We start from the raw sequence: 11,053 nt of genomic DNA, 5'->3' as shown, positions 1-11,053 counted from the left end.
ACGAAACCGGGGTTGGACTGTGCGGAAGACGCTGATCTGAACGTGTCAGGTGTCGATGCCAGAAGCGGTGCTGAAACCAATCCCAATATGACGGGAATGCCTGCAAGACGGAGGGTCGTTGTTTTTGAAATCATTGTCTTGTTGCTTTCCAGTTATGAGCAATGCTGTTCGAAAAATCACGATGGCGCTGTCGGCAGATTTGACTTTGACGCCGCTGCACACACCAATTTCACCTCTCAAACGCTATGACGGGAGGTGATTCAAAGCAAGGTTGGCTTTGCCGAATGCGCCGGCCGATTTGTTGGCTATGACCGGTGCATCCTGGTGCCAATAGCGCAGGTGGCAAGACGTCACTGATCTTGGGCAAAGACATCAGGGGGCATCCTGCGCCCTTAATCCGGTGCCGTCGATACAAAGAAATAGACCCATTCGCCCTTGAAATCCGGGTTGTTTTCGCGCGCTGCACGGACCTGTTCCTGTAGCCATGCTAGGTAGGGTTCGGCAGCTTCCACCAAGGGGCGTACACCTTCGTAAAGCGGCTCTGAGGCTGCAAAGGCCACCGCGATTTCCTGACCGAAGGGCGGGCCGATTTCGATGTATAGGCCGGGTTCTCCTGCGGGCAGAACGCTGTTCGATCCGATTTGCAATGCCGTCTTGGCTCTGGTCCGTGTCATCGGTGTAAATTCGTTCGGCATCAGGTGCAGAACGTTTCCGTCTGCATCAAAGTAATCGACATAGACAAAAGCATCGTAATCCGCGCCTTGCAGGGTCATGACCAACGGGTTGCCTTCGGTATAGCGGAATTCGCGGGCATGTGTGTCTTCGCCGATAAGCATCGGATTGGTGATCTGGTCGGTTGATTGCGGAAGGCCGACGCCGGCGATGCCGGACAGTGCCCCGCATTGCGGACGCGGCAGGATCAACAGGTTGTCGCGAACCGGTATGTCATTGCCCATTTGTGCCTGCATCGCCGCAACAACATTGCCGCGCAAAGCCGTTTCCGGGACGTGGCCGGAAACGACCAGCGTGTTTTCGTCGGGGTCGAATTCGACCTGAAGTCGCGAGCAGGGAATTGCGCTGAGGATGCCGGTGATCCCATCGCGTACCTCGGCTGCTGCGCCGCTCAGGTCACCGGGTTCCATGAAGCTTTGAAAGGCCGAGAGCGAGACCGGATCTACCGTGTCTTCCCCGGATCCGGCAAAGGCAAAAGCGGCTTTTGCCCGGTCTGCTGGCGGTGTGACGGGGGCTGCTTGTTCTCGGGGCACTTGCGACTGTGCGACGGGAACTTGGTCTGGCGACGTTTCCGGCGCGTTTTGACCGTCCGCCTGAAGTTGTGGTGCGGCGTTGCTGGAAAGCGGGGCGGCGCTGGATTTGAGCGCTGCAGGTGTGGCTGCCGGGATCGGTGCGCTGGCTGCAAGACGCACGCTGTTGGATTGCAGTAACTGCGCATCAATCCGGGCCGCACCAATCGGTTCAGCGGCAGGCCGGGCCGCACCAATCGGTTCAACGGCAGGCCGGGCCGCACCAATCGGTTCAACGGTAGGTAGGGCCGCACCAATCGGTTCAACGGTAGGTAGGGCTGCGCCAATAGGTTCAGCGGTGGGCAAGGCTGCGCTAATCGGTTCAGCGTTGGGCAGGGCCGCATCAATCGGTTCAGCAGCAGGCAGGGCCGCCGTGGTTTGAACTTCTGCCAAGATGGCGGCCTCGGACAGTGTTTGCGTGTCCGGCTGCGCAAGAACGGCTGTTTCGGCAGGGACATCGACGATGGGCGCATCGGACTGCGCCAGGTCTTCGGCAGCCAGATTGGCGCTTTGAGTGGATAAAAAAGGGGCCGGGGCGCCCGTGGCTTCCGACGCGGCAACGGCACTGCTGTTTGGCTGGACGGCTTCGGTTGTCGGCGTGTCGGGTTCAAGCGCATCTGCGCGGGACGTCGCGATTGCACCCTGATCAAGGGACGCCCCACTGGTGTCGCCCGACATGGCTTGGTCGGCATCCGGTTGGGTTTCCCGCGCCTCGCTGCGTTGAACCTGGTACGCGGCAAGCTGCAATTCGGTTTCCGGCATTTGCTGCGTGGGCGTATCGTCAGGCCTGGTCACCAGATAAAGCCCGTAGGCGGCCGTCACATGTGCGGCGGTCGAGACACCAAGCGCAACAATCCAGATCCCGGCCGATCGCATCATCAGTTCGGCGGTGCGGTTTCAGGGGTGACAACCAGCACGACATCGCGCGCACCCAAGGCTTCGATCCGGCCGACCATTGGCAGGACGTGGCGCAGTTCCGTGTGGCGATGCGCGTTGATCCGCACCAATGTGGTGGCGTCCTTGGCAAGGCGGTCTGACAGGATCTGATCAAGGTCACCATCGGCGATCCGATTTCCGTCCAACGCGAACTCACCGGTTTCCCCGACGGACAGGGTGATCCCTCCGGATGGCATGTCCGCACCGGTCGCCGCGACAGGGGGGCTGACATCAAAAGGCGCTGTCGCATCCATGCGTCCGATCAGCATGAAGAAAACCAGAAGAAAGAACACCACGTCGATCAGCGCCACGATGGTTTCCGGCGGTTGCCGCGGCACTGGGCGAGACAGCTTCATTCTGCCACCTCCAGACGCACAACGCTCAGGTTGACCACTCCAGACCGGGTGGCCGTGTCCATGACCGAAACCAGCGCCTGCATATCCGCCGCCCCGGAAGGCAGAACCAGAACACGCAGGTTGGGTGTCGCCTGCATCCGCTGCAGGAACAGGGCTTCAAGCGACGGCAGGTCGTAGCCTTGCCCAAGTGCCGTCGGCACGCCATCGGCGCCAATCCGGATCATCAGCGTGCCGCCCGGCGCGTTTGATGTGCTTTCCGTCGGCCTCGTCGCCTCATCCGACCGCTCTACGGCAGGGATCATGTCAAGGTTCAGGTATGTTGACGTGACCATGAAGAACACAAGCAGGATCAGCATCACATCTATCATCGGGACCAGCGAAATCAGGGCCCGCGGTGGCTGTGGTCGTTTCAGAAGCGTGGCACCGGGTTCCTGTATCATGCCTGCCCTATTTCGCCGGCTGATCCGCGATCAGCATGAGTTGCGACACCGCGCCTTCGATCAATTGCGCCCCCCTTTCAGCCCGCGCAGACAAAAGCGATGCGCCCACGGCTGCCGGGATTGCGACCAACAGACCTGCGGCGGTGGTCAAGAGCGCCTGCCAGATCCCTCCGGCCAGGACGGACGCGTTCGCGGCCCCTTCTGCCAGCTCAAGCTCTTGAAAGGACTGGATCATGCCCAGCACCGTTCCAAGCAGACCCAGCAAGGGAGAGATCATCGCGATGAGTTCGAGCAGACGGATGTGATTGGTCATGCGCGCAAACTCTTCGTTGCCGCGCCGCATCAGCTCTGTCATCAGCGGGGCGCCCGACCGTCCGTTACCCAACGCCTTGATCGCAAAGGCCAAGACCCTGTCCGCGGGGGATCGACCGCTCTGGGCCTTGGTCTCGGCTTCCGCGATGTTCCCGGCTTCAAAGCTGTTCAACGCCATGTCCCGCGCCGCGACACCAGAGGTCACAGGCCAAAGCTGGACGATCTTGTAGGCAATCAACGCAAGCGAGAAGACGGACATGACCAGAAGCAGCAGGATGATCGGACCGCCGGTTCCGATATTGGCAAAAGCTGCAAACATTTATTTCACCAGAGATGCGTCTGTCTTGCTTCCAAGATCAAGGAATTCAAAGCAGTCTGTGTTTTCCTCGTTCTGAGGTTTGCAAACCGGCATGTCGTGAAGCACAATCTCGGAGATGTCCGCACAGGCGATGTCGGGTATGGCAAAAAGTTTGAGCGTGGTGCGCTGAACGGGCAGGGGCGCCGCGTCAATCGACAAGAGCCGGTCGATGACACCTTCTGAGTCGAGGATGGCCAGACTCATCTCGAAACCTTCAAAACTCTTGCCGGTTTGATTGCGGAACAGGAAATACGCCTGACAGCCGCCGGTTTCTCCGGGTTCGAATTTATTCAGTTCAACAGACAAAGAGCCAGATTGCGCAGAGGCGATTGACGCGAGCGAGCTGAGGGCAAGGGCTGACAGCGAAGTGAGGATTTTGTTCATATCGACTTCCCGAAATGTAACCTGATGGGGTTCAGGTTCTGATAATAAGTGACCTGCAAGGTTTTGAATAAAAACACTTTATACGCACCGAGTCACAGGTCTTTAATTCGCCTTGATGCTTTGTGTGCAAACCAGCGCAGGCAGGGCCAACTCCTTGTTCAGCAAACGCCAAGTCAGTTTGCCGGTCAAGTGCGCTTCACCCGAAACACACGCGGGCGCGCTGCTGGTGGTTCGACCGGATTGGCGAAGGTGCGATGGATTTCGTTTGTCAGGCCACCCCTTTGTGAGGAGTATGGAGGGTGTTTGTCACAGTGATTGGGCGCTTTTCCAGGTCCGTTCACATGCAGAATTTTCAAGGATGGACCTTGGTGTCCACCGAACAGACATGATTGTTTTGAGGATATTATGCTTCACCAAATCTCTGACCAGGATCAATTTTTCGCGGAATTGCAAGCCACCCGAAAAACCTTGCAAAGCCATATCGAGACGCTGTGTCGTGAACTGATGCAGCGGGAAACCATGAACGAACACAAGGTTTTTGCGGTTTGCAGTCAGGTTGATCTTCAAATCCGCGAATTTTCCGCTTTGGTCGGCAAGGCGAACAGCGTGCGCGTGGATCTGGAAAACGAGGCGCAGACGTCTGAGGATCGGATGAACATTCGCCGCCAATGGGGACCGGTGAGTGCTAAGATCAACCTTTTCAAGGTTGAATTGAGCCAATGGAGTTTGATGCGCGGCCTTGTGCAAGATCAGGTGACGCACCGCAAAAAGCGCATTCCTTTGTACGACAGAACCACTGAGCTGGCAGTTGCGCAAAATAGCGCAAGTGACGATGTCTTTGACTGGCTGCATGCCATTCTGAATCCGATGTCACAGGACGAGGCCGGCCTTGCCAACGGCTACTACCCAGACATTGCGCTGTCCAACAGCACATTTCACCAGCATCTCCATGCTGCCTACCGGGTGCTTTTGGCGCAGGACAAGGAACAGCCGATCCGCTTTCTGGATGTCGGGTGTGGGGGAGGCTTGAAGGTTCTGTCCGCGCTGCGATATTTTCAGGAGTCGCACGGGTTGGAGTTTCAACAATCCTATGTCGACGCCGCCAGTGCGCTTCTGGGTCGGACCAAGGGTTTGGAGGCCAGTGTCTTTCAGGCTGATGCCCTGACATTCGAGGATTACGACAGCTACGACGTGATCTACTTTTTCAAGCCCATCGAGGACCCGGAAAAGCTGATCGAGTTGGAGCGAAGGGTCGTCTCGGGTGCCCGTCCCGGCACAATCCTGATTGCACCCTATGTCGGGTTTGGGGCCCGGCATGCGGATCTTGGATGTGCGCACGTCGCCGGAAGCGTTTACCTGTCAAAGACCAGCCCGAGCGCCGCGGTTCGATGGCGTCGCCGTGCAGAGAAGACAGGCACAGGCGTCTTGCATGGTGAGGAATCGGGCGTCGCCACGGTGTGGTCACCGTTGTTGAAGGCCTCAAAGCGATGTGGTTACGACATTGCCCACCATATCGACCCCACCTAGCCAACGACACCCGCGAAAGCCCCTTGATGGCGGCCAAATTTACCGCGTCACTGCATTTTTCAGCCACTCGGGCGTCTTGATCTTGCGAATGCAAGGAAGAAATTTACCCAACGTAAGATTCTTCTACTGGATTTTTCGCAAAGTCTTGATAACCTTCACGCAGTTTTCTCGCCCGGATTAGGGCTGGTTCATTTTTTTTTTCTTTTCTGAAGGCTGCCAAGTTGTCAGACATGTTCAAATCCCACGGAGAAGATGCGCCCAGCGGTGAAAATCTGGAGTACGATCCAGAGTTCATCGCCATGGAGTTGGCGGGGCAGCCGGAGGAGGAAAAGCAGGCCGGGTCTGAGATCGTCGAGGGCAGCGATCCCGACTACAAGGACTTGGCCGCAAAGGCGCGGGTTGTCCTCGAGCGCAGCCACGACATCCGCGCCGCCGTTTATCTTGCAGACAGTGAAATCCGTCTCAACGGCTTGCCGGGCTTTGCCGAGATCACGAAGTACATCCGCTTCTGCCTCGAAGAGCATTGGGATTCCTGCCATCCCCAGCTGGACGAGGATGATGACGACGACCCGATGATGCGGATCAATGCCGTGTCCGGTCTGGCCGGTCGCAGCACCATTCTGCGTGGCCTGAGAACCGCCGCTGCCCTGACCAAGAGCAGGGCATTCGGCCGTGTTACATTGCGCGACATCCAGATCGCCAACGGTGAGGCCGAAGCGTCGGGTGATGCAACGCCGATGTCCAGCAGCGAAATCAGTGCTGCGTTTACAGAGACCGCCGACGAAGAACTGGAAGCCTATTTCAATGCTGCAACATCGGCATTTGAGGATGTGAACGCCATTGATGCGGTGTTCCTGGAAAAGACGCCCGGCTTTGGTCCGTCATTGGAAGACCTCCAGAAGCTGCTGAGCGCGATTGTGAAAACCTTGTCCAAACATGTCAGTGTCGATGTGCCGGAAGACGTGGCCAATGTCAGCGAAGTGGTCCGCGAGGCGGCTCGTCCATCTGCACGCGGTGGCGGCGGTGCGCCAGGCGAAATCGCGACCCGCGCCGATGTCACGGCAACATTGGACAAGATTATCGACTACTACGCCAAACACGAGCCATCGAGCCCGCTGCCCATCATTCTGAAGCGGGCACGGCGCCTGGTTGGTGCGGATTTTATGGACATCATCAAGGATCTGGCGCCGTCGGGCATCGACAATATCAAGGTCATCAGCGGATCTGTCGAAAACGAGGCAGCGCCCGCGACCACCGAGGAATCAAGCGAGTGGTAAAAGCGGTGGGCTCAGAACTTTGCCACATCGCACAACAAGAATTTAGATAATCGATCAACAGACGGGGAAATCAAATGTCCAGTTCTCAGAAGTTTATTGCGCGAAACCGCGCTCCAAGGGTTCAGATCGAATATGATGTTGAACTCTACGGTTCGGAAAAAAAGGTGCAATTGCCGTTTGTCATGGGGGTCATGTCCGACCTTGCCGGCAAGTCGGAAGTCGAGCAGCCGAATATCGCTGACCGCAAGTTTCTCGAGATCGACGTCGACAATTTTGACGATCGCATGAAGGCATTGAAGCCGCGCGTCGCTTTCTCGGTGCCGAACACGCTGACCGGTGAAGGCAATCTGTCGGTCGATGTGTCCTTCGAAAGCATGGACGATTTTTCGCCGGGCGCAATTGCCGCAAAAGTTGAACCGCTGCGCAAGTTGATGGAAGCGCGCAACGAACTGTCCAACCTGATGACATACATGGACGGCAAACCCGGTGCGGAAGAGCTGATTTCAAAGGCAATGAATGATCCAGCTCTTCTCAAGTCGCTGGCAGCACAGGCTGCACCGACGGACGGGGACGATGCTGCAAAGGACGAGGGATAAGACATGGCCGAACAAGCAACAGAAGCGCAAGTCGACGCTGGCGCCACGGAGACTTCTGAATCCGACTTTGCCAGCCTCCTGCAAAAGGAATTCAAGCCGCGCACGGAAACTGCGAAGACAGCCGTTGAAACTGCGGTCAACACGCTGGCACAGCAGGCGCTGGAAAATGCCAACCTGATTTCCGAGGACGTGCTGCAATCACTTGAAGCGATGGTCGCCGAGATTGATCGCAAGCTCTCGGAGCAGATCAACCAGATCATCCACCACGACGAATATCAGCAATTGGAAAGCGCGTGGCGTGGTCTGCATTTCCTGGTGAACAACACCGAAACCGACGAAATGCTCAAGATCCGGGTTCTCAATATCTCGAAGAAGGACCTGCACAAGACCGTTCGCAAATTCAAAGGCACCGCCTGGGATCAGTCGCCGATCTTCAAGAAGCTGTATGGCGAGGAATACGACCAGATCGGTGGCGAACCCTATGGCTGCCTGGTCGGGGATTATTACTTCGATCATACCCCCCCAGACGTTGAGCTGTTGGGCGAAATGGCCAAGATCGGTGCGGCCGGGCATGCGCCGTTCCTCGCGGCCGCTGCCCCATCGCTGATGCAGTTCGAAAGCTGGAGCGAGTTGTCCAACCCGCGCGATCTGACGAAAATCTTCCAGACCCCGGAATATGCAGGTTGGAGAAGCCTGCGGGAAAGCGAAGACAGTCGGTACATCGGCCTTGCAATGCCAAAGTTCCTGGGGCGTCAACCCTACGGTGCGAAATCGAACCCGGTCGAGGAGTTCGCTTTCGAAGAAGACACCGGCAGTGGCGATTCCGACAAGTTTGCATGGGTCAACGCGGCCTACGGCATGGCGTTCAATATCAACCGGTCCTTCAAGGAATATGGCTGGTGCAGCCGTATCCGCGGTGTTGAATCCGGTGGCACAATTGAAGGTTTGCCCACGCATACCTTCCCAACGGATGACGGCGGCGTGGATATGAAATGTCCAACCGAAGTCACGATCGGTGATCGTCGCGAAGCAGAATTGGCAAAAGCGGGTCTTATGCCGCTTCTGCACCGCAAGAACACCGACAACGCGTCTTTTATTGGCGCACAGTCCCTGCACAAACCAGCGGTTTATGAAGACCCGGATGCGACAGCCAACGCCAACCTTGGCGCGCGCCTGCCGTATCTCTTCGCGACCTGCCGATTTGCGCATTACCTCAAGTGCATGGTGCGGGATAAGGTTGGCTCGTTCAAAGAGCGTTCCGATATGGAGCGTTGGTTGAACGACTGGATTATCCAGTATGTCGATGGAAGCCCCGAAACATCCAGCGAACGGACCAAAGCGGAAAAACCGCTCGCTGCGGCGGAAGTGAAGGTTCAGGCTGATCCGGAAAATCCTGGCTATTACAAATCGCAGTTTTTCCTTCGCCCGCATTATCAATTGGAAGGGCTTTCGGTTTCGCTACGACTTGTGTCGAAGCTGCCTTCCGAAAAACAATAATTCATTTTCGCGGCGCTCGCGCGCCGCGATGTCTGCTTATTTCCAACGCGGCATGAGCCGCAAAACGACAGAAAGGACGTTCAAATGGCTGTTGACATGTTTCTCGTGATCAAAGGCGCGGATGGCGAAACCAAGGACGATAAATACAAGGGTGACAAAGGGATGGATGTTCTCGCCTGGTCCTGGGGCGTTAGCAACTCCGGAACCTTCCATGCCGGTGGCGGCGGCGGGTCCGGCAAGGCGAATTTTCAGGATATCAGCCTGACAAAATGGGTGGACAACGCATCACCGGCGCTGATGCTGAAATGCGCCAATGGCGATCACTTCACGGATGCGAAGCTGATTGTCCGGAAGGCAGGCAAAAAGCCGTTGGAATACATCAAGATGACGATGAAAAAAGTCTTGGTGACATCCATTTCAACGGGTGGGTCCGGCGGCGAAGACCGGTTGACGGAAAACATCACTTTGAACTTTGAAGAGGTCAAGTGGACCTATGTGAAACAAAAAGAAGACGGTGGTGGCGAACCCGACATCGACTTCAAGTGGAACATCGGCGCAAACGTGGAAGGGTGATCACACCGTATTTCACCTAGAGACTCGACCTCCGCGGCCACATCACTCTTAGGAGCTCGCCAGTGCAGAACACAGCAACAGACCTACTTAAATCCGGTGATCTGTCCGGCGCATTGGCGAGCTTGCAAGACGGCGTTCGGGCCAATCCGGATGATGCAAAGCTGCGGATATTCCTGTTCCAATTGCTCTGTGTGAGGGGCGATTGGAAACGGGCCGTGGCACAGCTCAAGCTGTGTGCTCAGCTTGATGCCTCGGCCTTGTCGATGGCGCAGACCTATCGAGAAGCGATCATATGTGAAGTCTTCCGCGAAAAGGTTTTCGCGGGCGAAAAAGAAGCGCTGATTTTTGGCGAACCCCAGGATTGGGTGGCGCTTTTGGCGCAAGGCCTCAAAGCCCTCGCGCAGGGTCAACCCGAGCGGGCGGCCGATCTGCGCGCAGAGGCATTCGACAAGGCCCCTGCAACCTCCGGTTCTTTGGGGGAAGAGGATTTCGAATGGGTTGCCGATGCCGACACCCGGCTTGGCCCGGTTCTGGAAATCGTCGTCAACGGCAAGTATTTCTGGATGCCGTTCAATGTTCTATCAAGCCTCCGGCTTGAGCCTCCGCAAGACCTGCGCGACACGGTCTGGACGCCTGCCAACCTGACATTGCTGAACGGCGGTGAATTGGTTGGGCTGATCCCGACACGATACGCCGGAACGGCCGAGCGGGGCAGTGACCTGATGAAGCTGTCACGGGTGACCGAATGGGAGGATCTGGGCAACGAGACCTTTGCCGGTCTCGGCCAGCGCCTTTTTGCGACCGACACGGCAGACACGCCCATCATGGACGCACGCAATTTCCAATTTGCCCCGGTGACAGCGGCCGCCGCAGGCGAGGTGGGGGTTAATGGCTGACCGAACACTGACAGAGCGACTTCAGCCGTCCATACTTGACCGCCTGACTGATGACGAGCCTAGCAAAAAGACGGAAAGTCATTCTGATCGGGTGATCGACATTCGTCGCCTCAGAGAAATCATTCAGCGTGATTTGTCGTGGCTCTTGAACACGGGCAATCTCGAAACACAGATCGACGCTGAAAAATACCCGCATGTGATACGCTCTGTCGTGAATTACGGTGTGCCTGAAACGACGGGCGATTTTGCCAACAGCAATCGTGCGACGGCCGTGCGGGACGCCATCAAGGCAGCGGTGGAATTTTTTGAACCACGGCTGATCGACGGATCGCTGAGTATCGTGAGCCGGACTGCGGACGAAAAACGCGAGCCGGTGATCGTGTTTGACATCATCGCGGATATGTGGGCCGAGCCGGTCCCGGCGGAACTTTATCTGCGCAGTCAATTCGACACCACGACAGGGCACGTCACGCTTGAGCACGGGGGGTAATCGAACGTGGATACCCGGCTGCTCAGACATTACGAAACCGAACTCGCGTTCCTGCGCGAGATGGGTGCCGAGTTTTCGAAAAGCTATCCCAAGATCGCGTCGCGTCTTGG

General features: G+C 57.0%; 15 protein-coding genes. 9 read left to right on the top strand and 6 right to left on the bottom strand.

The features are described from left to right. On the top strand, nucleotides 1–249 hold a 249-nt coding region (locus ACTIEN_RS21100; protein WP_439525121.1), incomplete at its 5' end, for a hypothetical protein. A 143-nt stretch (nucleotides 250–392) separates the two neighbouring features. Here the strand turns inward: ACTIEN_RS21100 and ACTIEN_RS21095 are convergent. From ACTIEN_RS21095 to ACTIEN_RS21075, 5 genes are read right to left on the bottom strand one after another with little or no spacing between them, the layout of a single operon-like run. After that, nucleotides 393–2,180, bottom strand: coding sequence for a DUF4384 domain-containing protein (locus ACTIEN_RS21095; protein ID WP_439525120.1), 1,788 nt, complete (start codon nucleotides 2,178–2,180; stop codon nucleotides 393–395). Further along, nucleotides 2,180–2,593, bottom strand: a complete 414-nt coding sequence (locus ACTIEN_RS21090; protein ID WP_439525119.1) for an ExbD/TolR family protein — start codon at nucleotides 2,591–2,593, stop codon at nucleotides 2,180–2,182. Before ACTIEN_RS21090 ends, ACTIEN_RS21095 begins: the two co-directional genes overlap by 1 nt. Further along, complete coding sequence (locus ACTIEN_RS21085) at nucleotides 2,590–3,033, bottom strand: ExbD/TolR family protein (protein ID WP_439525118.1); 444 nt, start codon at nucleotides 3,031–3,033, stop codon at nucleotides 2,590–2,592. The genes ACTIEN_RS21090 and ACTIEN_RS21085 overlap by 4 nt, the downstream gene beginning before the upstream one ends. Before the next feature lie 7 nt (nucleotides 3,034–3,040). After that, nucleotides 3,041–3,664, bottom strand: coding sequence for a MotA/TolQ/ExbB proton channel family protein (locus ACTIEN_RS21080; protein WP_439525117.1), 624 nt, complete (start codon nucleotides 3,662–3,664; stop codon nucleotides 3,041–3,043). Next, complete coding sequence (locus ACTIEN_RS21075; RefSeq protein WP_439525116.1) at nucleotides 3,665–4,087, bottom strand: hypothetical protein; 423 nt, start codon at nucleotides 4,085–4,087, stop codon at nucleotides 3,665–3,667. Nucleotides 4,088–4,492: 405 nt separating this feature from the next. Between ACTIEN_RS21075 and ACTIEN_RS21070 the strand changes: the two genes are divergently transcribed. Further along, on the top strand, nucleotides 4,493–5,614 hold the full coding sequence (locus ACTIEN_RS21070) for a class I SAM-dependent methyltransferase (protein ID WP_439525115.1): 1,122 nt from the start codon (nucleotides 4,493–4,495) through the stop codon (nucleotides 5,612–5,614). 103 nt (nucleotides 5,615–5,717) lie between these two features. On the opposite strand, the gene ACTIEN_RS21065 is transcribed toward ACTIEN_RS21070, so the two are convergent. Next, nucleotides 5,718–5,846: a hypothetical protein gene (locus ACTIEN_RS21065; protein WP_439525114.1), complete on the bottom strand. Its 129-nt coding sequence runs from the start codon at nucleotides 5,844–5,846 to the stop codon at nucleotides 5,718–5,720. Between ACTIEN_RS21065 and tssA the strand changes: the two genes are divergently transcribed. The 7 genes from tssA to ACTIEN_RS21030 all read left to right on the top strand — a co-directional run. Then, nucleotides 5,845–6,891 (top strand): type VI secretion system protein TssA, encoded by a 1,047-nt coding sequence (gene tssA / locus ACTIEN_RS21060; RefSeq protein WP_439525113.1) that lies wholly within the window; start codon nucleotides 5,845–5,847, stop codon nucleotides 6,889–6,891. The two genes, ACTIEN_RS21065 and tssA, sit on opposite strands and share 2 nt — an antisense overlap. A 74-nt stretch (nucleotides 6,892–6,965) precedes the next feature. Next, nucleotides 6,966–7,487, top strand: coding sequence for a type VI secretion system contractile sheath small subunit (gene tssB, locus ACTIEN_RS21055; protein ID WP_439525112.1), 522 nt, complete (start codon nucleotides 6,966–6,968; stop codon nucleotides 7,485–7,487). A 3-nt stretch (nucleotides 7,488–7,490) separates the two neighbouring features. After that, nucleotides 7,491–8,984: a type VI secretion system contractile sheath large subunit gene (tssC, locus tag ACTIEN_RS21050; RefSeq protein WP_439525111.1), complete on the top strand. Its 1,494-nt coding sequence runs from the start codon at nucleotides 7,491–7,493 to the stop codon at nucleotides 8,982–8,984. Between the two features lie 84 nt (nucleotides 8,985–9,068). Continuing rightward, entirely contained in the window at nucleotides 9,069–9,557 is a 489-nt protein-coding gene (locus tag ACTIEN_RS21045; RefSeq protein ID WP_439525110.1) for an Hcp family type VI secretion system effector, read from the top strand. A 62-nt stretch (nucleotides 9,558–9,619) separates the two neighbouring features. Continuing rightward, entirely contained in the window at nucleotides 9,620–10,453 is an 834-nt protein-coding gene (locus ACTIEN_RS21040) for a type VI secretion system accessory protein TagJ (protein ID WP_439525109.1), read from the top strand. After that, entirely contained in the window at nucleotides 10,446–10,943 is a 498-nt protein-coding gene (gene tssE, locus ACTIEN_RS21035) for a type VI secretion system baseplate subunit TssE (protein WP_439525108.1), read from the top strand. Before ACTIEN_RS21040 ends, tssE begins: the two co-directional genes overlap by 8 nt. A 6-nt stretch (nucleotides 10,944–10,949) precedes the next feature. Further along, nucleotides 10,950–11,053: type VI secretion system baseplate subunit TssF (locus ACTIEN_RS21030; protein WP_439525122.1), on the top strand; the 104-nt coding region annotated here is incomplete at its 3' end.

It is taken from the genome of Marivita sp. (assembly GCF_051859345.1).
GTDB lineage: Bacteria > Pseudomonadota > Alphaproteobacteria > Rhodobacterales > Rhodobacteraceae > Marivita.
Note: the sequence above shows the minus strand (reverse complement) of the source record. Positions and strands in the feature narration are given on the sequence as shown.